We start from the raw sequence: 22,137 nt of genomic DNA on the forward strand, positions 1-22,137 counted from the left end.
GCGTGCGGCCACCCATGACCACACCGTTTTCCAGCTCACCGCGCTGCACGACCTGGTGACGATCACCGGGTCGCTGGTGCTTGGTCTGGCCGTTGCCGGGGCAGCTGGCGGCGGCGGCGCTGATGCTTGCGCGGCAATCCAGCGGGGACGACGGTGTCTGGATCGGATGCGGCACCGGGAAGCCGGCATCTGACCTGACACTGCCTTGGGCGCCGGTGACGGCCGAGCCGGATGCCGCGTTGGCCGATGCCGTTGACAAGCTGGGCGCCGAGGCAGAAAGGGCCGCCAGGCTGGGCGGGCCGGCGCGGGACCTGCCCGTGCGGGAACCGGCGCTGGCGGCGTTTTCGTCACCCGATATCGCCGTTGAGGCGGCGACGGGTCAGCCGGTGGCAGGCAGTGCCCTGACCGTTGCCGTCGGCGCGGACGGTGGCGATGCGCGGCTTTTCCATGATGCCGCACGGGTATCGCCGGCGGCGGTCGAGCTGTTGCGGCACCGCTTGGCGGGAATCGTCGCCGCGATGCACGCGCCCGCCGGGGCGCAGTCGCGTCTTGATGCGCTGGCCGGGCTGCCCGAGACCGAGCGGGAACTGCTGGATGCATGGAACGACACGGCCAAGCCGGTCGACGCCGATCTGACCGTTCATCGCGCCTTCGAGGCGCAGGCGGCACGCACGCCCGATGCCGTGGCACTGGTGTTCGAGGACGAGAGCCTGACCTACGCCGAATTGAACGGCCGCGCGAACGGGCTGGCGCGTCTTTTGATTGATGCCGGTGTCGCCCCCGGGGCGCATGTGGGCCTGTGTACCGGGCGGGGGCCGGACCTGCTGATCGGGGCGCTGGCCATTCTCAAGGCCGGCGGTGCCTACGTGCCGCTCGATCCGGCCTATCCGGCGGACCGGCTGGCGCATTACATTTCCGACAGCGCGGCCAGCCTCATCGTCGCCGGCCAAGAGCAGGCGGGCCTGCTGCCCGAGACGGCGGCGCGGATCATCGACCTTGGCGAGGCGGGCCGGCCGAGCGACGCCGAGAACGTGGATGGCGGCACGCGTGGGCAGGATCTGGCCTACCTGATCTACACCTCCGGGTCCACGGGCACGCCCAAGGGCGTGATGGTGGAGCACCGCAACGTCGCCAATTTCTTTTCCGGGATGGACGACGTGATCGAACGGGGGGAGGACGCCGTGTGGCTGGCGGTCACGAGCCTTGCTTTCGATATCTCGGTGCTGGAGCTGTTCTATACCCTGTCGCGCGGGTTCAAGCTGGTGATCTGCCGCGATGACGGCCCGGCGGCGATTTCCGGGCAGCCCTTCGGATCGTCGGGCCGCCACATGGATTTCAGCCTGTACTACTGGAGCAATGATTGCGGGGCGGGGCCGAACAAGTACGAGCTGCTGCTGGAGGGGGCCAAGTTCGCCGATGCCAACGGTTTCGATGCGCTCTGGACGCCCGAGCGGCATTTCCATGCTTTCGGTGGCCCCTACCCCAACCCGGCCGTGACGGGCGCGGCGGTGGCCGCCCTGACCACGAACCTCTCGGTGCGCGCCGGGAGCTGCGTGGGGCCGCTGCACCACCCGGCGCGCATCGCCGAGGAATGGGCGGTGATCGACAACCTGACGAACGGCAAGACGGGGCTGGCCATCGCCAGTGGCTGGCAGCCCGAGGATTTCGTGCTGCGCCCGGAAAACACGCCCCCCGAGAACAAGACCGCGATGGCCGGGACGATCGACCAGTTGCGCCGGCTCTGGCGGGGCGAGGCGGTGGAATTCCCGATGAAATCGGGGGAAGCGGTGCCGGTGGTCACGCAGCCGCGCCCGGTTTCGGACGAGGTGGCGCTGTGGGTTACCACGGCCGGCAACCCGGCCACGTGGCGCGAGGCGGGGCACATGGGCGCCAACGTGTTGACCCACCTGCTGGGCCAAGACATCGCCGAGGTGGGCGAGAAGATCACGATCTACCATCAGGCGCTGCGCGAGGCCGGGCACGACCCGGCGGATTTCACCGTGACGGTAATGCTGCACACCCTCATCGGCGAAAGCCGCGAGCAGGTGGCCGAGATCGTGCGCGGCCCGCTGAAGGATTACCTGCGCAGCGCGGCGGGGTTGATCAAGCAATATGCGTGGGCCTTCCCGGCCTTCAAGAAACCGCAGGGCGTGACCAACCCGTTCGAGGTGGATCTGAGCGCGCTCGATGACGCGGAGATGGAGGCGATCCTCGACTTCGCCTTCGAGCGTTACTTTCACGATGCGGGCCTGTTCGGCACGGTCGATGACGGCGTGGCGCGGATCGAACAGCTCAGGCAGATCGGCGTCGGCGAGGTTGCCTGTCTGATCGACTACGGGGTGCCGACAGCCGAGGTGATGCACAGCCTTGGCTATCTGGCCGAGGTGCGGGCGCAGGCGAACCGGCCCGCGGACATCGCGGCGTACGATCATTCGATCGCCGCGCAGATCATCCGCCATCGCGTGACGCACATGCAATGCACGCCCAGCATGGCACGGATGCTGACCATGAACGACGAGGCCTGTTCCGCAATCGGGCAGATCAGGCAGCTTTACCTTGGCGGTGAAGCGCTGCCAGGGGCGCTGGTCGACGAGTTGCGTCGCCACACGCGCGCGCGTATCACCAACATGTACGGCCCCACGGAAACGACGATCTGGTCGACGGTTCAGCCCGTCGAGGGCGCGGGTGGCTCGGCGCCGGCGATGCCGGTGGGCCGGCCGATCGCGAACACGTCGGTTCACGTGGTCGATGAAAGCGGGCGCCGGGTGCCGGTCGGCGTGACCGGCGAGCTTCTCATCGGCGGGGCCGGGGTGACGCGCGGCTACTGGCAGAGGCCCGAGATGACGGCGGACAAGTTTGTTGCCGACGATGTCGTGCCGGACGGTGACGGCCGGCTTTACCGTACCGGGGATCTGGTATGCTGGCGGACGGACGGAACGCTGGAATACCGGGGGCGGGCCGACCACCAGGTCAAGATCCGCGGCCAGCGGATCGAGCTGGGCGAGATCGAGGCGCGGCTGAACAGCTTTGAGGCCGTCAAGGAAGCCGTGGTCGTGCCGCGTCAGCACACCAACGGCGAGACGTATCTGGCCGCCTACATGATCGGGCGCCGGGACGTGGCGCCGGACAGCTTGAAAAAGTATCTCGCCGCGCATTTGCCGGAGGTCATGGTGCCGTCGCATTTCACGGTGCTGGACGAATTCCCGCTGACGCCCAATCGCAAGATCGACCGCAAGGCGCTGCCCGACCCCGCCGACGCGCCGGATGCGGCCGCCGCGCCGGATGTCGCGACGCATGTCGGGGAGGGCGGGACCGACGCCGCCATCGCGGCTGTCTGGTCGCGGATCCTCGGGGTTCGGAACATCGGGCGCGAGGACAGTTTCTTTGACCTTGGAGGCCATTCATTGCTGGCGGTGCAGGCGCATCGCGAACTGAAGGCGGCCCTTGAACTGCCGCAACTGTCGGTGACGGACATATTCCGTTTCCCGAAACTGGCGGCGCTGGCGGGGCACGTGGACAAGCTGCGCGGTGATACAGGCGGTGACGAGGCGCCGGGCGCCGGTGCGGATAGCACGCTGGTCAATGCCGAAACCATGTCCAAGCGCCGCGCCATGCGCGCGGCCCGGTCGAGGAGGGCGATATGAACGCTTTTGCCGATATCCATTCGCTGGACGTCGCACAGGCCATGCTGCGGTCGATCTTTCCCGACGGTGTGGCGATCGGCGTGACATCGCCGGACGAGGACGTGCATGACCTGCTGGCCGCGGAAGAAGCCAGCCTGCCGAAAGCGACGGCGGCGCGACAGCGCGAGTTCGCGGCGGGCCGGCGTGCCGCGCATCAGGCCATGGCGGCGTTGGGGCAGGCGGTACGGCCGGTCGTGGCCGGGGCGGATCGTGCGCCCGTCTGGCCGGATGGCCTGACCGGCAGCATTTCGCATGATGACAGCGTTTGCGTCGCGGCGGTGGCTTCTTCCTGCGGTTTCGCCGCGCTCGGGCTGGATATCGAGCCCGACGCGGAGCTGCCGCGTGAGTTGGAGCCCGAGATCTGCACGGTCGGGGAACTGGCGTGGCTGTCGGTGCAACCGTCCAGCCTGCGCGGCCGGCTGGGGCGGTTGATCTTCAGCGCCAAGGAGGCCGCGTACAAGTGCCAGTATACCCGAAGCCGGACGGTCCTGGGCTTTGACGCGATGGAGATCACCCCGGATCCACAGACAGGCCAGTTTGAGGCGACATTCACCCGGGATGTCCCCGGTTTCCCGGCCCGAAGCCAGTTGGCCGGACGGTTCGTATTAGGCGGTGGCGTCCTGATGTGCGGTGTCACGCTGTCGGCTGAACAGGCGCGTTCCGCCGATCCCGGCGGTGGGTGACCGACCCGCGGATTTGTCACGTTCAAGGGAGCGAAGGATGATGCATCGTAGAGGTTTTCTGCCACTTCCGATCCTGTGGCTTGCCACGCTTCTGGGCGGGTCGGCATGGGCCGGGCTCAAGAAAAGCGCGCAACAGCTGGAAAGCGCGGCGTATGCCGACCCCATGCCGGCACCGCCCGGGCCGCTGCGCGTGTTTCACCTTGGGCACAGCCTTGTCGGGCGCGACATGCCCGCGATGCTGGCACAGATGGCGGGCGCGGGCCACCGTTATGAAAGCCAGCTTGGCTGGGGTACACCGCTCAGGGCGCACTGGGAAGACAATGTGCCGATCAAGGGATTTGACACCGAGAACGATCACGCGCGGTTCCGCCCGGCGATGGAGGCCGTGTCATCCGGGGAGTACGATGCGGTTGTCCTGACCGAGATGGTCGAGCTGCGCGACGCGATCCGATACCATCAGAGCGGCAAGTACCTGTCCCTGTGGGCCGATCTCGCGCGGAACGCGGACCCCGGGACGCGCGTCTACCTGTACGAGACATGGCATCCGACCGACGACCCCGACGGATGGTTGACCCGTCTGGACGACGACCTTGAAAAGCTGTGGGAGGACAGGCTGTTGGCGGTCGACCTGCGCCGGAACGGCGGCGAGCGTCCCGTTCACGTCATCCCGGCCGGGCAGGTGATGGCGCGGTTCGTTCGCAAGGTGGAAAGCGCCGATGGCGTCGACAACATCGGGTCGCGTCATGACTTGTTCGCGCGGCAGGAGAACGGCGCGCGGGACCCGATCCATTTCAATGACATGGGGGCATATCTGGTCGCCCTGACGCATTACGCGGTGCTGTACCACGAATCGCCGGTGGGCCTGCCCCGGCAGTTGCGGCGCGCGGATGGTCGCGCGGCAACCGCGCCCGGCCCCGAGGCGGCACGGCTCATGCAGGAAACCGTGCAGGAGGTCGTGACCGGCTATGCCAAGACGGGTGTCGCGGCATGAACGTGTCCGGGGTGCTGCTTTCGGTTCTTCTGGTGGGGCACAGCCTTTTCGGCAAGGACACGCCGCAGATGCTGAAGCAACTTCTGTCGGCACGAGGGCCCGACGCCGAGGTGGCGTTCCAAATCATCAACGGCGCGCCGCTGGTCTACAATTGGGAACACGGACATGACGCCGAGGGCGTGAACGCGCGGGATTTCCTTGCGCGGCAGGATCCGGGTGTCGTCATCCTGACCGAGGCGCTGCCGCTGGATGATCATCTTGAATGGAGCGGCACCCATGAACACGCGCTGAAATATTACGAGGCCGCGGTGGCCGACGCGCCGGGCACGCGGGTTTTCCTGCAACAGACATGGCCGAGCGGGGTGGACACTGCCGGGTGGACCGATGCCATCGCCGCGAACCGGTCGAAATGGCAGGGCGTCGTCGATTACGTGAACCGCAATACCGCGTTGCCCGGTCCGTCGATGCGGCTGCTTCCGGCCGGCGACGCGATGCTGGCGCTTGACGCCGAAATCGAGGCGGGGCGGGTGCCCGGGATCGCCTCCATTTCGGCGCTATTCGATGACGATGTGCACCTGAGCGACATCGGCCACTATTTCGTCGCCTCATTGCAATACGCCGTCATCACCGGGGAAAACCCGGTCGGGTTGCCGCGGGCGCTGTCGAACAAATGGGGCAAGCCCTACGAGGCGCCAGCGCCCGGGGCGGCGGAACGCCTGCAGGAAATCGCGTGGCGCGTGGCGCAGGCCGTGCCGGATGCGGCGGCCGTGACGCCGTCGCAACCGTCCAACGCGGCAGTGCCAACGCCGGAAACGGCGACGGAGACGCGCGACGCGCCGGATTGGGATATGCAGGCGAAGGATGTGCTGCGCAACGTGCCGCAGGGGATACTGCCCGCGGCGAACGCCACGATCGGGATCGGGCTGACGGGCGTGAATGACTGGTCGGTCCAGCAGCCGTTTCTGAACGTGATGAAAACCGCCCGGCCCTGGATCGTTCACAAGGCCGGGCAATGGGGTGGCGGCGGCGTGGCGGAGCTCAGGGAGAACGGTGTTCTCGATGCGGATGGCTGGCCCGTGCGCCTGCCGCGCGAACTGGGGACCGTGGGCACCGTGATCCTGACGGACCTTCCCGCCGAGGCGGGGTCGATTGCCGGGCGGTACCGGTTGAGTTTCGACGGTACCGGCGTCGTCGAGGTGATGGGCCGCGCCGAGAACAAGCAATACGGCAAGAACGAGGTGTTTTTCGATTTCACCCCGGGGGACGGCCCGGTGGAAATACGGCTGCGCCGGAGCGATCCGGCACGGACGGGCGATTACGTCCGCAACATCCGTGTCGTGAAGGTCGAGCATCTGGACCGTTTCGCGCGCGGGGAAATCTTCAACCCGCTTTTCCTGTCGCGGATCAGGGATTTCGACACGCTGCGTTACATGGACTGGATGGACACCAATCATTCGCAACTGTCGCGGTGGCGCGACCGGCCGCGTGTGGCGGATTACACCTATGCCAGCGCCGGCGGTGTCCCGCTGGAAATCATGCTGGAGCTGGCCCGCCAGAGCGGTACGAACGCATGGTTCAACATGCCGCATCAGGCGGACGACGATTACGTCCGCCGCTTCGCGCGCACGGTGCGCGATGGCCTCGGGCCGGAGACGCGCGTCTACGTGGAATTTTCGAACGAGGTCTGGAACTGGGCGTTCAGCCAAGCGAAATGGGCGTCGGCGCGGGCCGCCGAGTTATGGGGCAACGAAGACGCCGGCGGGCAATTCTACGGCATGCGGGCGGCACAGGTCGCGCGGATATGGTCGGACGTGTTTGCCGGGGCCGGTGCGCCGGGGCCCGAACTGGTCAACGTGATCTCGACGCAAACCGGGTGGCTGGGGCTGGAGGAGAGTATCCTGAACGCGCCGCTCTGGCAGGAAAGCGATCCGGATGTGCGCGCGCCGGTCACGTATTTCGACGCCTACGCGGTAACGGGGTATTTCGGCGGTATCCTCGGCACCGAGGACCGCGCGGGCATGGTCCGGGACTGGTTGGCCGAAAGCCGGGCCAAGGCCCGGCAAACGGCCCGTGAAAGTGGCCTGACAGGGGCCGCGGCCGAGACCCATGTGTCGGACCATGCCTACGACATGGCGAGCCGGCGTGCGGGCCTGGAACTGCTGAACGGAACGGTCAGCGGGGATGACAGCGATACGCTTGCCGACCTGCTGGGCCGGGTTCTGCCCTATCACGCGCGCGTGGCCGCGGCGAATGATCTGGACCTGGTGATGTACGAGGGAGGAACGCATCTTGTCGGGATCGGCTCGATGGTTGATGACGCGGCGTTGACGCGGTTCTTCACGCATTTCAACTACACGCCGCAGATGGGCAGGCTCTACGAGGTGCTGCTTGCCGGCTGGCGCCGCCTTGGAGGGGGCCAGTTCAACGCCTACGCGGACATGAACACGCCATCGAAATGGGGTAGCTGGGGCGCGCTGCGTTACCTGACGGATGACAATCCGCGGTGGCGCGCGCTGGTCAGTGCCCGGGATTGCGACGGCGACTGCGACCGCATGTAAACGCGGGCACGCGTCGTCGGCGCGGTGGCTCAGATGCCGAAATGGCCGGACAGTTTCCGGGCTTCCTGACCGACGTCATGCCGGGCCAGCGCGCGCTGACGGCCGCGCGCGCCCATGTTTGACAGCTTGTCACGAGAACACGCCGCCATGTCGAGCACAGCCTCGGCCAGCGCCGGCGCGTCCCCGGCGGGAACGAGCCACCCGTTTTCGCCGGGTTTCACCAATTCGGGAATGCCGGCGACATGCGTGGTGATGACGGGGCGGCCTGCCGCCATCGCCTCCATGATGACCATGGGCAGACCTTCGGCGAAGCTGGGCATGACGAGGGCGTGGGACCCGGCAAGCCGCGCCGTGACATCGGCCTCGGACAACCAGCCGGTCAGCGCGATGTTGCGGGCAAGGCCAAGGCGGGCGATCTCGGCCTCGATCAGGCCGCGCAGTTCCCCGTCACCGACAAGGATCAGTTTCGCATCCGGGTGGTGCCGGACGATCTCGGCCATGGCCGCAACCAGGATCATCTGGCCCTTCTGTTCCGCGAAGCGCCCGATCGAGATCAGCCGCAGGGGGCCGTCCGGTACCGGGGCGGGCGCCGGGAAGGCCGCGGGGTCGATCCCGCAATGCACCACCTTGATGCGGTCCCAATAGCCGGGTGCGACCCACCGGCACAATTGCGCGCGCCCGTAGCTGCTGATGGCGACGGTAAAGGCGGAGCGGGCGATCTTTTCGCCGAGGCACAGCGCGCGCGGGGCGTCGAATTCCTCGGGGCCGTGGACGGTGAAACTGTAGTCGGGGCCGCCAAGAACCTTGACGAGCATCGCGACCGTGGCGGCGTTCGTGCCGAAATGCGCATGGATATGGGTGATGCCGGCGTCGGCACATGCCCGCGCGACATGGCAGCCTTCGGCGAAATAGATCAGGTGCCGCAGGACGCCGGTTTCCGATTTCCGGCCGAGGCGGATTGCCAGCCCGAGCGCGCGCGCCGCGGCGCGCGGGGCGGAAAGGGCCATGCGCGCGACAGCACCGAAAAGGGCCGCTGCCCCCTTTTCGAGAACATAGTCCGTTCTCGATTGTTCGGCGTCGTCGAGCGGATCGACAAGCGGCACGGTCGGGCGGCGCATGGCCAGCCGCAGGACGGAATGCCCCTGTTCCTCCAGTGCGCGCAGTTCACGCCGAATGAAACTTTGCGACGGTTGCGGGTAAGTGTTGAGAACATATGCAAGCATCACGTCGGCCCGCCCCTGAAATCGGTTTCATCCTTGGTACCCTGTCGCCCGCATCGTGGAAACCCGGGTTGTTTCCAGTGGCCGACAGTACCGGGCTTGGCCCGGCACTGTTTCTTGATCCGGGGGCAATCAAGTCGGGAATCCGGGCGTGATCGCAGGGTCAATTGACCCGTCACCGGGCAAGCCGTAGCGTCTGACCACGTTCCCGTATTCCAGCCGGATGGCGCTAATTCATGGCCAGTCTGACCGCCACCTTTCAAAGCAACCGACTGCTTTCGCGTGTGCTGCGCAGTTCCTCGTGGCTTGTTCTGGGATATGGCGGATCGCAGTTCCTGCGGCTTGCCTCGAACCTGATCCTGACGCGGCTGCTGTTTCCCGAAGCCTTCGGGATCATGGCGCTTGTCACGATGGTGACGATCGGGTTGTCGATGTTCTCGGACGTGGGAATCAACTCCTCGATCGCGCGGAGCCCGCGGGGCGATGACCCCGATTTCCTGAATACAGCCTGGACGTTGCAGGTGATCCGGGGCTTCGTGCTGTTTGGCGCGACGTGGCTGCTGGCCGCGCCTGTGGCGGAGCTCTACGACGCGCCGGACCTGGCCTATTACCTGCCTGTCGCCGGTCTGTCGCTGGTGGTCAGCGGCTTCAACCCCACCCGCATCGAGACGGCGACACGGCACTTGCTTGTGGGGCGGCTGACGGTGCTTGACCTGCTCGGGCAGTTCATCGGCATCCTGAGCATGATAGCGCTGGCCTACGTCACGCGCTCTGTCTGGGCGCTCGTCATCGGCGGGGTGATCAGTGCGCTTGCGAAACTGTGCCTGACCCATCTTTTCCTGCCCGGGGCGGGCAACCGGTTCCGCTGGGAAAAGACGGCGGCGCACGAACTGATCCATTTCGGCAAATGGATCTTCCTGAGTACCGCGTTCTGGTTCCTCAGCAGTCAGGGGGACAAGGCCATTCTGGGCAAGTTCCTGTCCCTTGATACGCTGGGTATCTACAATGTCGGGTTCTTCATTGCCAGTTTTCCCCTGCTGCTCGGGCAGGCGGTGACGCAGAAGGTCCTGATCCCCGTCTACCGTGAAAAGCCGCCCGGCGCGGCGCCGGAAAACGCCCGCCGCTTGCACCAGATGCGGCTGGGGCTGTCGGCGGGCGTGATCGGTCTGCTGACGGCAATGGCGGTGGCCGGCCCGCCATTGATCTCGGTCCTTTATGACATGCGGTACCAGGATGCCGGCGGCATGGTCGTTGTCATCGCCTGTGCACTCATACCGCAGGCGATCGGCCTGAGTTACGATCAGGCGGCGCTCGCGGCGGGTGACTCGCGCCGGTTCTTCGTTTTCACGGGGGTGCGCGCGGCCTGCCAGATCGGCTTTCTGCTGGTCGCTGTCACGCAATTCGGATTGTTGGGCGCGATGGTGTCCGTCGCGGTCGCGATGCTCGTGGTGCATCCCGTGCTGATCTGGCTGGCCCGGGTGCACGAGGCATGGGACCCGCTGCATGACGTTCTGGCCACGGTTGCGGGGGCATCCGGCGCGGCGTTCGCGGTATGGCTTCACTGGACCGAAATCTTGGCGTTGGCGGGCTGATACCGGGCAGGGCGCGCGCCGCGTTGCGCGCCAGCCTGTTCCGCTTTGCCGCGCGTACCGCGTCAGCCGGTGGACCCGCGGCGGCGCTTCCGCTTGCCATCGACGACAGGTATCGTCACGACGGGTGCGAAGCCGAGCCTCGCTTTCATCTGTGCGCTGGTCCGGATGACCGGGTGGCGCAGGTCAAGCAGGAAGGCGAGGATCAACGCGGCGGCCACGCTCATGACACCGCCCAGTGCCGCCGCCTTTTTCCGGCTGGGCGTCACGGGGTAATCCGGCAGGCTGGCCGGTTCGATGACGGTCAGCCGCGCGGTCTGGCGCCCTTTTTCCAGCTTGTAGGCAACTTCGGCCTGCGCGCGGCGATCCGAGACGACATCCAGTTGATCCTGCAGTTTCTCGACACGCCGGTCGAAGGCGGCAAGCTCGCGTTCGATGCGGGGTGTCGTTTCAATGGTGCTGCTGAGAGCGTCGGCCCGCTCCTCAAGAAGAACGTGCTGTTCCTCGAGCGAGGCCAGTTCAGCCTGAATGTCGCGTGTCTGTTGTTCCAGCGTGGCCGCCCGTTGACCCTGATCGAGGCCCGCAAGTTCGCGTTCGAGCGCGATCATCTCGCGCTCGATTTCAAGCAGCGCGCTGCTGATCGAGGCATACTGGGTCTGACGGAATTCGAGACTGCCCGAAATCGCAAGATCGTTTTCCCGCCGGAAGGCCGTCCGCTCCTGTTCGAGCGTTTCGAGCTCGTCGATGAGTTTCTGTTCCTCGGCGACGAAGAAGTCGAGCGTCTCGCGCGCCTTGGTTATGCTTTCCCGGGTGCTGAGGTCGATCGTGCGCTGTGCGAATTCGTGTGCAACCTGCCGCGCGAGTTCCGGTGTTTCCATGCGGGCCGAGACAGTCAGAACGGCGACGGAGCCATCATCGCCCGCGCCGTCGCTTGCCGCGGCGATGCCATCGATGTTCACCGCCTCGCGCATCAGGACCAGCCGTTCGTTGGGGCGCCGTCCCTTGAAGAGATCATACTTGTCCGCGATCTCGATGACCGAATCGCGCGCCATGAGCTTTTGTTGAACCAGTTGCAGGTGACGCGCCGAGCCGCTGCCGGCCGTTTGCGGCGCAAGATCATCGTTGACCTTGGGCTGAGCGACCTGCAGCACCTCGGCGGATTGGTACATGTGCTGCTGGCCCAACGCGAGGAATACCGACGCGGCGCTGCCAATGATGGCCACGGCCGCGATCAGCTTGAAGCGGCGCCGCACCATGTCGGTAAAATCTGCTAGCGTGTAGACTGTTTCCAATGCCTTACCTGTCTCCCGGCGCGGGCCGCCAAAGCCGTGCCCGCCTGCCCCGTGCCCGTGACCTCGGCACAACCAAGCATGTCAGGCTGGCAAAACTATGACACGGCAAGGGCAAAGCAAGTTACCGGTGTCAGATTCGCCCCTTGTTCAGCACGACGCCGAGCAGACGGGTCTGACCGTCGAGAATGCGTTCGCATTCCTCGATCTGCTTCTTGGTGGAACGGGTGCCATCGGAGACGAGAAGCACGCCGTCAACATTGGGCAGGAAGGCCGCGAGATCGTCATGTTCCAGCATTGCGGGCATGTCGTACAGGACGATATCCGGGTCGAGGGCATCCTGCATGGTCTCGAGTACCTGCCCGGTGCCGCTGTCGTGCAACTGTTCGGCGGCGTTGATGTTGACTTCCGAGTTCAGGGCCAGCGCGAGCGTTTCGGACAGGCGCACCATGTGATCCCGGGTCTCTGTGCGGCCTTGGAGGTAGTCCCCGAGAACATGCGTGCCGCCCACGCCCAGCATCTGCGCCACGCCCGGCGCGCGCTGGTCGAGGTCCACGAGGACAGTGCGGGAATCGGGCACCCGGGAAAGGCTGAGTGCGAGATTGACTGCCGTGAAGGTACTGCCGCAGCCGGAGGTCGGCGCCGATACGGCGATGCGGTTCCAGCCTTTCAGTTCCAGTGTGCGCACCAGCCGGGTCCGCAACACGTCGAAGGCCCGGGATGCGGGGTGATCCCGGTCGCGGTCGACGGTGAACCCCGCCTCGTTCGTGGCGTTCTGACGGACCATGCGAATGTGATCCCATTCATCCTGCCACATGCCGTCTGCAAGTGCGGGCGGGGCGCGATGGGCCCGGTCGGCCGACGGGGCAGAGACTGTCGGATGCTCCGGCTGGTGCCGGTCCGGGGCGAGCCCGGACGCCGGTGCCGCCGCCGCTGTCGTCGTTGCGAGCATGTTCATCTCAGTGCCTCCAGATCGCGTGATTTCGGTCAGTAGCCGGTCTGCCGAAGGACGACCCCGACCGTCTGGAACAGGATCTTGATGTCTCCCGTCAAGGACAAGCCGGCAAAATATCGCGCATCCACGGTGGAGCGGTGCGCGAAACTGTTCTCGTTCCGGTCGGAAACCTGCCATTCACCGGTGATACCCGGGCGCATGCGGAAATAGGGGCGCGGGTTCGTATACAGGGACAGCTGGTCGGGCATCATCGGGCGCGGGCCCACGATGCTCATCTCGCCGATGGCGACATTCCACAGCTGCGGCAGTTCGTCGAGCGACGTCTTGCGCAGGACCGCGCCGACCCGCGTGATGCGGGGATCGTTCTTCAGCTTCTGGGTCCGTTCCCATTCGGCGCGTAGCGCGGGATCCGCCGCCAGGTGCCGGGCCAGCGCCGCCTCGGCATCGCGGCTCATCGTCCTGAGCTTCATGATGCTGAACAGCCGGCCGCCCCGGCCTATCCGCTGCTGCCAGTAGAAAGGCGGGCCGCCTTCCAGCCACAGCGCGATGGCGCATATCGCGATGACCGGCAGGCTGATCGGGAGGGTCAGCGTCACGAAGGCGAAGTCCAGTATGCGTTTGCCGTGCTCCACGTACCAGCCGCCGCGGCGTTCCGTGTCGCGGGCGCCTGTCCCTGTCCTGGTGCCTTTCGGTGCGCCGACGTCCGGACCGGTGATCACGAACCCGGACATCCTGCCGCTGCCATGCGCGTCCTGTGCGGACACGGCTTTCAGCGTGCCGTCCCTGAATAGCGTTTCTGTCATCGTTGCCCCCCAGCAACTTTCCGGTTCGTGTCAGACAGACAAGTGGGACCACCGCGAAAATCGCGAAGGTTTTACGACCTGTGAAATTCCGTTGCTTACCGCGGCCTGAGGCAGCCGCCGCGGGTACCGCCATACTGTTTTGGCGGGCGGCACAGACACATTTCCACCTGCTATCTATCGTCTTTATCTTAACTTCTTTGCGTCAAAATTTTGCCCGCTTTCCGGGCAACAGACTGTTTCCCTTATTGAAAACAGATGCGTTAACCGTTGTCGTTGAGGGGTTAATCGTCATTTTCAGGCTGGATTGTTCCGGTTTTGGTAACGGTTGCACCAGAGTGCGCTGAAGGGCGGATTACCCTGTGCCGAGAATCAGCCAGCGGCCACGATTTTGCCAATTTCATGCCATGGACGGACCGGAAACGGGCGTGCCGCGGTAACACGGTGCAGGCGGTAAACGCCCGTTCTCGAACGCACCGGGGTCATGTGAAAGGTGTGAAGGGCCGGTGCCGGGGCTGGTCTCAGAACCTTTCAGACCAGGGCCGCAGGGTCAGTTCCTCGGACCATGCGGACCGCTCCTGGCGTATCGGCGCGCGATAGTTTCGCGTGATCTCGTTCGGGTCCAGCATGCTGACGGGCGCTCCGGGCGCGTCAGTTCTGCCGGGGTTGCGGATCACGCCGTCGATGTTGATCCACGCAAAGTGGATGCCCTGCGGGTGCAGTTCGCGCGACATGCTTTGCGCAAGTCCCCTTTGCGCGAATTTCCCCATCGCGAAGGCCGCGGACCCAGCGAAGCCCTTGGTGCCGGCGGAGGCGCCCGTGAACAGGATGGTGCCGCGCGTGCCGTCTTCGGGCGCGTTGCCGAGCAGGTGCCGCGCGGCCGACAGCCCCGATCCGACCCCGACGATAACGGCGCTTGCCTCAGGCCCCGGTCGTGCCATCGGGCAGTTCATCGGCCCGGGCAAAGCGGAAGAACTCACCGCCCGACCAGACGCCGAACCAGCCATTGTCCCGCGTGCCGAGCTCCACGAGCCGATAGAAGCTCTTGCGGTCGATCAGCGCCTCAAGGTTGTCGCGTACAAGCACATATGGCGACGGTTCCCCGGTGTCGGGGTCGCGCGCTACCCGGACCGGGTGCCGCGGCCCGGCAGTGGCCCTGTCGCCGACATTCGTTTCGAATGTCAGGGTAAGGTCGCGGCCGGTTCCGTCCGGCTCGAAATCGACGGCGACGAACGGGGCATCGTCCACGGTGATCCTGACCTTCTCGACCGGCGTCACGAGGTAATAGTCGTCGCCCTCCTTTCGCAGGATCGTCGAGAAGAGCCGCACCAGACCGGGCCGCCGAATCAGGTCGCCCTCGTGGTACCATGCGCCATCGCGCGTGATGCGGATGTCGATGTCGCCGCTGAAATCCGGGTGCCACTCGTGCACCGGCGGCAAACCCTTGCGCGAAACGTCGCTCGCGGCGGATGCGAGCTGATCGACTGACATTGCCGTGATCGGGTCTTTGCTCATTGCTTTTGCCATTTCGTCAATGCGCGATACATTCTAACCATCAATATAGTGTGCTGAGGAGTTTTTCCATGAGCGATGACGCGGACCTGCTGGCGGGGATCGAGGCGCTTGAGGACAAGCTGGCCGCGGCGCGCGGCTCGATCACGCAGCGCTTCGTCGGGCAGGAACGTGTCGTCGACCTGGCGCTGTCGGCCCTGCTGTGCGGGGGGCATGGTTTGCTGATCGGGCTGCCCGGTCTGGGCAAGACGCGGCTGGTCGAGACGCTTGCGACGGTGATGGGGCTGGACGGCAACCGCATCCAGTTCACCCCCGACCTGATGCCGGCGGATATCCTCGGCAGCGAGGTTCTTGAAACCGGCGAGGACGGCAGCCGTGCCTTCAAGTTCATAGCCGGCCCCATCTTCTGCCAGTTGCTGATGGCCGATGAAATCAACCGGGCCAGCCCGCGCACCCAGTCGGCGTTGCTGCAGGCGATGCAGGAACGGCAGGTCACGGTGGCGGGTCAGAACAGGCCGCTGGCGTCGCCGTTCCATGTTCTGGCCACGCAGAACCCCATCGAGCAGGAAGGCACCTACCCGTTGCCGGAAGCGCAGCTTGACCGGTTTCTCGTGCAGATCGACGTTCCCTACCCGGACCGCGACACCGAGCGGGACATCCTGCTGGCGACAACAGGCGCGTCGGAGGCAACCGCGCACGAGGTCTTCACCGCGCAGGAGCTGGTCGAGGCACAAAACCTGCTGCGCCGGATGCCGGTGGGCGAGTCCGTGATGGAAACAATTCTCGATCTCGTGCGCGCGTTTCGGCCCGAGGATGAGACAGCGCCCGAGACCGTGCGCGAAAACGTCGCGTGGGGGCCCGGTCCGCGCGCGGCGCAAGCGCTGATGCTGACGGTGCGCGCCCGTGCGATGCTGCAGGGCCGCCTCGCGCCGGACGCCGGAGACGTGGCCGCCATGGCGCAGCCGGTTCTGGTGCATCGCATGGCATTGAATTTCGCCGCGCGGGCGCGGGGTGAGAACCTGTCAGACCTGATCAGGACGACCGTCGAGACAATGACAAGGGTAGAGGCCGCCGCGTGACAGAGAGTGCCCGCCTTCGAGCGAGGGCCGAAACCGAAGCGGCCCGCCTACCGCCACTGCTGGCCCGGGCCGAGCAGTTGGCAGGGACGGTTCTGCTGGGTGAACACGGGCGGCGGCGTGCCGGACTGGGCGACGATTTCTGGCAGTACCGTGCCGTGCAGCCGGGTGACGAGAGACGTCACATCGACTGGCGCCGCTCGGCGCGGAGCGACACGCAATTCGTCCGCGAGCGGGAATGGCAGATCGCCCAGAGCGTCCTGTTATGGGTCGATGATTCGGCGTCGATGCGGTTTGCCTCCGATGACTCGCTGCCGGAAAAATCCGACCGGGCGCGCCTGCTGGGTCTTGCGATCGCGATATTGCTCAACCGCGGAGGGGAGCGCGTCGGGCTGAGCGGTCAGTCCCTGCCGCCGAGGCGCGGCAAGGCGCAGATCGAGCGGCTGGCGGCTGCATTGGGCCGACACGGTGACAGCGAGTACGGCGCCCCCGCGAGCGCCGAATTTCCATCGCATGGACATGCCCTGTTCATTTCCGACTGTCTGGGCCAGATCGACCCGTTGAAGCGGGCGCTGACCGACGCGGCGGATCGCGGCGTGCGCGGCGTGCTGCTGCAGGTCCTCGACCCAGCCGAAGAGACGTTTCCCTATCGCGGCCGCACGATTTTCGAGAGCATGGGCGGCACGCTCGCGTTCGAGACGCTGAAGGCGTCGGAGTTGCGCGACCGCTATCGTGAACGGCTGGCCCGGCGAAAGGCCGATCTGGCGCAGTTGTGTGCGCTGACCGGGTGGCGCTATGGCTGCCATCATACGTCTGACTCCGCGCAGTCGGCCCTTCTTTGGCTCTATGGCGCGTTTGAGCGCGGGACGGGTGCGTGATGCCGGGCGCCGTTGCCTTCACGTCGCCGTTGATACTGCTGGCGTTGGCGGCATTGCCGATTCTGTGGTTCATCCTGCGGGCGGTCCCGCCCGCCCCGGTTCGGCGGCGCTTTCCGGGGGTCGCGCTTCTGCTGGGGCTGACGGATGACGACAGCGTCACGGACCGTACGCCGTGGTGGCTGCTGTTGCTGCGGATGCTGGCCGTGGCCGCTGTCATCGTTGCGCTTGCCGGGCCGGTGCTGAATCCCGAACGGGAGGGCGACCGGCCGCCTGGCCAACCACTGCTGATCGTGCTGGACGGCAGTTGGGCCAGTGCGCGGGACTGGGCCGCGCGCCGGAACCTCGTGCAGTCGATGCTGGCCGAGGCGGAGCGGCAGTCGCGCTTGGTGGCCATCCTGCAACTGAGCGCCCCCCAAGCCCCCGTCTTTCGCACGGCGGCCGCGTGGGAGGGCCGCATTTCGGGGCTTGCCCCGAAACCGTGGACGCCATCACCTGACATGATGGCGCGTGCGGCGGCGCTTCTGACCGACGACAGGGTCGAAACGCGCTGGTTGTCGGACGGGCTGGAACGTGCCGGGCGGTCCCGCCTGCTGGAGGCTCTAGAGCAGCGCGGAAGCGTGACGGTCCACCAAAGCCCGGCCCCGATAACCGCGCTCACACCGCCCGAGATGCGTGACGGCGATCTCGAATTGACGCTGCGCCGCACTGGCGGCGGACCGGCGCAGGAAGTCGTTGTGGAGGCTTACGGGCGCGATCCGGCCGGCGTGATGCGCGTGCTGGAAGAGGTTCCCGTGACTTTCGCGCAGGGGACCACCGAGGCGGGTGCGACGTTGGCGGTACCGGCGGAGTTGCGGGCGCGCGTGGCACGCCTCGAGATTGCCGGCCAGACCCATGCCGGTGCCGTGACCTTGACAGACGACAGCCTCCAGCGCCGGGAGGTCGCGCTGATCGCGGGCCGGGAAAACCGCGAAGGGCTGGAGTTGCTTTCGCCGCTGCATTACCTTGAACAGGCTCTGACGACGTCGTCTGATCTGCTCGACGGGGCGCTGATGGATGTCCTGCCCGCGAACCCGGACGTGATCGTTCTGGCTGACGTGGCGACGCTTTCGGCGGCCGAGGAGGACGCGCTGCTGGATTGGGCCGAGAAGGGTGGTCTGCTGTTGCGCTTTGCCGGGCCGCGACTGGCCGCCAGCGACGTGTCCCGCAACGAGGAAGACCCGCTGATGCCGGTCCGCCTGAGGGCCGGCGGGCGCACGGTGGGTGGCGCCATGAGTTGGGGCGAGCCAAAGGCACTGGCGCCGTTCGCCGAGGACAGCCCGTTTCACGGCCTGTCCATTCCTGATGATGTCAGGGTCACGGCGCAGGTGATGGCCCAGCCCGACCCGGACCTTGCCGAGAGGGTTGTGGCCCAGCTTACGGACGGCACACCGCTTGTCACGCGCAAATCCATCGGCCGCGGGCAGGTCGTTCTGTTCCACGTCACCGCGAATGCGGAATGGTCGAGCCTGCCGCTGTCGGGCCTTTTCGTGCAAATGCTCGAAAGGCTGGCGGTGTCGTCGCGGGTGGCCTTGCCGGAGCTTGCCGAGGTGGAGGGGACGACATGGCGGGCGGTACGGGTGCTGGACGCGTTTGGCGCGCTCGGGGATGCCGGGGCGCTGCCGGGTGTCGCGGGCGAGCGGCTGATCGCCGGCAGGATCGGGCCCGACCTTCCGCCGGGGCTGTACGAGGGGCCCGATCGCAGGCTCGCGAGAAACGTGATCAACGCCGGGGATGCCGTTGCGCCGGCGGCGTGGCCACCTCGCACGGCGCTGGCCGGGTTCGCCCGCCCGGCCGAGACGCCGCTTGGCGGGTGGCTGCTGGCGTTCTCGCTGGTATTGCTCATGGGGGATATCATCGCGTCACTGGCGCTGTCCGGCAGGCTGTTGCCGGCTCGGGCGGCGCTTCTCGTCGTGGTGGCGCTTGGTCTGCCGGACACCGGTCTTGCGCAGCAGCAAACCGCCGAGGAAAAGGCCATCCGCGCGACCACCGAGGTCGTGCTGGCCCATGTCGTGACCGGCAACGACACGGTCGATACCGCCGCGAATGCCGGTTTGCAGGGATTGAGCGAAACGCTCTACCGGCGCACGTCCGTCGAACCCGCCGACCCGATCGCGGTAAACCTCGAGACGGATGAACTTGCCTTCTACCCGTTGCTGTACTGGCCCGTCATCCCCGACCAGCCGATTCCGTCTGCCAACGCCTACGCGAAACTCAATACCTATCTGCGCACCGGCGGGATGATCCTGTTCGATACCCGTGATTCGAATGTTTCCGGCTTCGGCGCGTCATCGCCCAACGGGCGGAAATTGCAGGAACTGGCAGAGCCGCTGGACGTGCCACCACTTGAACCCGTGCCCGAGGATCACGTGCTGACGCGGACATTCTACCTCTTGCAGGATTTTCCCGGGCGTCATTCGGGACGCACCATCTGGGTCGAGGCCGCGCCGCCCGACGCGGAGAAGATCGAGGGGATGCCGTTTCGCGATCTGAACGACAACGTCACGCCCGTGGTGATCGGCGGAAACGACTGGGCATCGGCATGGGCCGTCGATGAAAACGGCGACCCGATGTTTCCGGTCGGACGTGGCTTCGCGGGTGAGCGCCAGAGGGAGCTTTCCTACCGCTTCGGGGTCAATCTGGTCATGCATGTACTGACAGGAAACTACAAATCCGACCAGGTGCATGTGCCGGCGTTGCTGAACAGGTTGGGTCAATGACGGGCAATATCCTTTTCGAGCCTCTGCTGCCGTGGTGGATGATCGGCATGATGGCGGGCCTGCTGGCCCTGGGCGTGACGCTCGCCCTGTGGCGCGGGCTGTCGGGCTGGGGGTTGCGGTTGCTGGCCGGCGCGGTGATAATCGCGGCCCTTTGCGGGCCCGTGTACCAGCGCGAAGACCGTGATCCGCTCAGCGATATCGTGTTGCTGGTGGAGGATGAAAGCGCCAGCCAGCGCCTGGCCGACCGGGCCGAGGCGGCGTCGGCGGCGTCGGACGCCATCGCCTCGGATCTGGCAGCCATGGAGAATACCGACGTGCGGCGCGTGACCGTCCGGGACGCGCCCGACAACGCGGGCACACAGTTGATGACGGCGCTTTCCGAGGCGCTGGCAGAGGAGCCGAGCGGCCGCGTTGCCGGCGTGATCACGCTTTCGGACGGGCGTGTGCACGATATGGCGCGTGCGCCCGATGTTCCGGCGCCGCTGCATCTTCTGCATACCGGCCGCAAGGGAGACTGGGACAGGCGCCTGATCGTGCAGGATGCCCCGGCATTCGCCATTCTAGACGAAGAGGTCACGTTGCGCCTGCGCATCACCGATGACGGGGCCGCCCCGGACGCCGGTGAAACCGTGCCGCTGGAAATTTCCATAGACGGCGAAGAGGCGCAACGCTTCGACGTGCCGCTTGACCGGCCCATCGAACTGCCCGTGACCCTGCCGCATGCCGGGCGCAACGTGTTGCAGTTCACCACGCCGAGCGTGCCCGGGGAACTTACCGACCGCAACAATACGGCGCTTGTTCAGATGAACGGCGTTCGGGACCGATTGAGCGTGCTGCTGGTCTCGGGGCAGCCGCATCCTGGCGGGCGGACGTGGCGCAACCTTCTGAAGTCCGACAGCTCCGTCGATCTGGTTCATTTCACGATCCTGAGACCACCCGAGAAACAGGATGGCGTGCCGGTTCGGGAACTGTCGTTGATCGCCTTTCCGACCCGCGAACTATTCCTCGAAAAGATCGAGGATTTCGACCTGATCATCTTTGACCGGTACAAGCGCCGGGGCATCCTGCCGTCGGTCTACCTCGACAATGTTCGCGATTACGTCGAGCAGGGCGGCGCGATGCTGATCGCGGCCGGCCCGGATTTCGCGAGCGCCGACAGCATCTACCGCACGCCGCTCGAGTCGATCGTCCCCGCGCGCCCGACGGCACGCGTTCTGGAGCAACATTACCGGCCGGAAGTGACGGACCTTGGCGCGCGCCATCCGGTAACCTCGGGGTTGCCCGGGGGCGAGGGCCCCGGCTGGGGCCGCTGGATCCGGCAGATCGAACTCGAGGAGGCGACGGGACAAGTCGCCATGACGGGCGCCGACGACAAGCCGTTGCTCGTGCTTGATCGTGTCGGCGACGGCCGGGTGGCGCTGCTGGGGTCCGATCAAGCGTGGTTGTGGAATCGCGGATACGAAGGGGGCGGGCCGCAGTTGGAACTCTTGCGGCGCTTGGCCCACTGGATGATGAAGGAGCCGGAACTGGAGGAAGAGGCGCTCCGGGCCGAGGCGACGGGGCAGACCATGCGCATCGTGCGTCGCTCGTTGTCGGACGAGGTGCCGCCGGTCATCATTACCACGCCTTCGGGTGACATTATCGAGCGTGAATTGGAAAAGAAGGCGCCGGGCAGGTTCGAAACCGTGTTCGAGGGCGGCCAGATCGGGCTTTACCACCTTGAGAACGGAGAGCAGACCGCGGTTATCGGCCTTGGACCGGCAGCACCCAGGGAGTTCGAGCAGACGATCGCGACGGGCGATATCCTGCGCCCCGGGATCGAAGCGACGAATGGCGGTGTCAAGGCATTGGCCGACGGCATCCCCACGATCAGGCAGGTCCGCGCCGGCCGGCCGGCCGCCGGCCGCGGCTGGATCGGTATAACGCCGCGCGGGGCTTACAAGACCACGAGCCTCGTGCAGTTTCCGTTGCTGCCGCCCTGGCTGGTTCTGGCATTGTTCAGTGCGCTCATCATCGGTGGCTGGCTGCGGGAAGGTCGGCGTTGAGACCGTGGCCGTGCCCACCGTGCGGGCAGGCTTGCGACGCTTTTGGCAACTCCACCTTGCCACAGGCCGAAATTGGTTATATTTTGTTACCAATGATGGGAG

General features: G+C 66.2%; 15 protein-coding genes and 1 pseudogene. 10 read left to right on the top strand and 6 right to left on the bottom strand.

The annotated features are described in order from the left end of the window. The 5 genes and pseudogenes from ACH107_RS08870 to ACH107_RS08890 form a co-directional block, all read left to right on the top strand. A pseudogene (locus ACH107_RS08870) lies at nt 1-193 on the top strand (hypothetical protein); the annotation flags it as partial. A 46-nt stretch (nt 194-239) separates the two neighbouring features. Further along, the gene (locus ACH107_RS08875) at nt 240-3,644 is read left to right on the top strand and encodes a MupA/Atu3671 family FMN-dependent luciferase-like monooxygenase (RefSeq protein WP_412505509.1); all 3,405 of its coding nucleotides are present in this window, start codon (nt 240-242) and stop codon (nt 3,642-3,644) included. Further along, a complete protein-coding gene (locus ACH107_RS08880; protein ID WP_412505510.1) occupies nt 3,641-4,366 on the top strand; it encodes a 4'-phosphopantetheinyl transferase family protein in 726 nt (241 codons plus the stop codon). Before ACH107_RS08875 ends, ACH107_RS08880 begins: the two co-directional genes overlap by 4 nt. Before the next feature lie 37 nt (nt 4,367-4,403). Next, the gene (locus tag ACH107_RS08885; RefSeq protein WP_412505511.1) at nt 4,404-5,357 is read left to right on the top strand and encodes a hypothetical protein; all 954 of its coding nucleotides are present in this window, start codon (nt 4,404-4,406) and stop codon (nt 5,355-5,357) included. Next, nucleotides 5,354-7,915 (top strand): hypothetical protein, encoded by a 2,562-nt coding sequence (locus ACH107_RS08890; RefSeq protein ID WP_412505512.1) that lies wholly within the window; start codon nt 5,354-5,356, stop codon nt 7,913-7,915. Before ACH107_RS08885 ends, ACH107_RS08890 begins: the two co-directional genes overlap by 4 nt. Before the next feature lie 29 nt (nt 7,916-7,944). On the opposite strand, the gene ACH107_RS08895 is transcribed toward ACH107_RS08890, so the two are convergent. Next, a complete protein-coding gene (locus ACH107_RS08895) occupies nt 7,945-9,141 on the bottom strand; it encodes a glycosyltransferase (RefSeq protein ID WP_412505513.1) in 1,197 nt (398 codons plus the stop codon). A gap of 230 nt (nt 9,142-9,371) precedes the next feature. On the opposite strand from ACH107_RS08895, the gene ACH107_RS08900 reads away from it, so the two are divergent. Further along, entirely contained in the window at nt 9,372-10,727 is a 1,356-nt protein-coding gene (locus tag ACH107_RS08900; protein ID WP_412505514.1) for an oligosaccharide flippase family protein, read from the top strand. Between the two features lie 62 nt (nt 10,728-10,789). On the opposite strand, the gene ACH107_RS08905 is transcribed toward ACH107_RS08900, so the two are convergent. From ACH107_RS08905 to ACH107_RS08925, 5 genes are all read right to left on the bottom strand, one after another. Further along, the gene (locus ACH107_RS08905; protein ID WP_412505515.1) at nt 10,790-12,016 is read right to left on the bottom strand and encodes a DUF874 domain-containing protein; all 1,227 of its coding nucleotides are present in this window, start codon (nt 12,014-12,016) and stop codon (nt 10,790-10,792) included. Between the two features lie 130 nt (nt 12,017-12,146). Next, nucleotides 12,147-12,971: a CpsD/CapB family tyrosine-protein kinase gene (locus ACH107_RS08910; RefSeq protein WP_412505516.1), complete on the bottom strand. Its 825-nt coding sequence runs from the start codon at nt 12,969-12,971 to the stop codon at nt 12,147-12,149. Between the two features lie 29 nt (nt 12,972-13,000). After that, the gene (locus ACH107_RS08915) at nt 13,001-13,771 is read right to left on the bottom strand and encodes a sugar transferase (RefSeq protein ID WP_412505517.1); all 771 of its coding nucleotides are present in this window, start codon (nt 13,769-13,771) and stop codon (nt 13,001-13,003) included. Nucleotides 13,772-14,289: 518 nt separating this feature from the next. Beyond that, the gene (locus ACH107_RS08920) at nt 14,290-14,709 is read right to left on the bottom strand and encodes an SDR family NAD(P)-dependent oxidoreductase (RefSeq protein WP_412505518.1); all 420 of its coding nucleotides are present in this window, start codon (nt 14,707-14,709) and stop codon (nt 14,290-14,292) included. Then, nucleotides 14,690-15,283 carry a DUF1285 domain-containing protein gene (locus tag ACH107_RS08925; RefSeq protein ID WP_412505519.1) on the bottom strand — a complete coding sequence of 198 codons (594 nt, stop codon included), beginning with the start codon at nt 15,281-15,283 and terminating at the stop codon, nt 14,690-14,692. Before ACH107_RS08925 ends, ACH107_RS08920 begins: the two co-directional genes overlap by 20 nt. A 68-nt stretch (nt 15,284-15,351) precedes the next feature. On the opposite strand from ACH107_RS08925, the gene ACH107_RS08930 reads away from it, so the two are divergent. The 4 genes from ACH107_RS08930 to ACH107_RS08945 are packed head-to-tail and all read left to right on the top strand — an operon-like array spanning nt 15,352 to nt 22,035. After that, nucleotides 15,352-16,359, top strand: coding sequence for an AAA family ATPase (locus ACH107_RS08930; protein ID WP_412505520.1), 1,008 nt, complete (start codon nt 15,352-15,354; stop codon nt 16,357-16,359). Continuing rightward, entirely contained in the window at nt 16,356-17,234 is an 879-nt protein-coding gene (locus ACH107_RS08935) for a DUF58 domain-containing protein (RefSeq protein WP_412505521.1), read from the top strand. The genes ACH107_RS08930 and ACH107_RS08935 overlap by 4 nt, the downstream gene beginning before the upstream one ends. Beyond that, nucleotides 17,234-19,990 (top strand): DUF4159 domain-containing protein, encoded by a 2,757-nt coding sequence (locus tag ACH107_RS08940; RefSeq protein WP_412505522.1) that lies wholly within the window; start codon nt 17,234-17,236, stop codon nt 19,988-19,990. The genes ACH107_RS08935 and ACH107_RS08940 overlap by 1 nt, the downstream gene beginning before the upstream one ends. Further along, complete coding sequence (locus ACH107_RS08945; protein ID WP_412505523.1) at nt 19,987-22,035, top strand: hypothetical protein; 2,049 nt, start codon at nt 19,987-19,989, stop codon at nt 22,033-22,035. The genes ACH107_RS08940 and ACH107_RS08945 overlap by 4 nt, the downstream gene beginning before the upstream one ends. Nucleotides 22,036-22,137: the final 102 nt, after the last annotated feature.

It is taken from the genome of Roseovarius halophilus (ex Wu et al. 2025) (assembly GCF_047086965.1).

Excerpts from the sequence above, each read along its gene's own strand:
- ACH107_RS08930 (WP_412505520.1), top strand. The coding sequence starts at position 15,352 with ATGAGCGATGACGCGGACCTGCTGGCGGGGATCGAGGCGCTTGAGGAC.
- ACH107_RS08900 (WP_412505514.1), top strand. The coding sequence starts at position 9,372 with ATGGCCAGTCTGACCGCCACCTTTCAAAGCAACCGACTGCTTTCGCGT.
- ACH107_RS08920 (WP_412505518.1), bottom strand. The coding sequence starts at position 14,709 with ATGGCACGACCGGGGCCTGAGGCAAGCGCCGTTATCGTCGGGGTCGGA.
- ACH107_RS08940 (WP_412505522.1), top strand. The coding sequence starts at position 17,234 with ATGCCGGGCGCCGTTGCCTTCACGTCGCCGTTGATACTGCTGGCGTTG.
- ACH107_RS08925 (WP_412505519.1), bottom strand. The coding sequence starts at position 15,283 with ATGAGCAAAGACCCGATCACGGCAATGTCAGTCGATCAGCTCGCATCC.
- ACH107_RS08890 (WP_412505512.1), top strand. The coding sequence starts at position 5,354 with ATGAACGTGTCCGGGGTGCTGCTTTCGGTTCTTCTGGTGGGGCACAGC.
- ACH107_RS08880 (WP_412505510.1), top strand. The coding sequence starts at position 3,641 with ATGAACGCTTTTGCCGATATCCATTCGCTGGACGTCGCACAGGCCATG.
- ACH107_RS08915 (WP_412505517.1), bottom strand. The coding sequence starts at position 13,771 with ATGACAGAAACGCTATTCAGGGACGGCACGCTGAAAGCCGTGTCCGCA.
- ACH107_RS08885 (WP_412505511.1), top strand. The coding sequence starts at position 4,404 with ATGATGCATCGTAGAGGTTTTCTGCCACTTCCGATCCTGTGGCTTGCC.
- ACH107_RS08910 (WP_412505516.1), bottom strand. The coding sequence starts at position 12,971 with ATGAACATGCTCGCAACGACGACAGCGGCGGCGGCACCGGCGTCCGGG.
- ACH107_RS08945 (WP_412505523.1), top strand. The coding sequence starts at position 19,987 with ATGACGGGCAATATCCTTTTCGAGCCTCTGCTGCCGTGGTGGATGATC.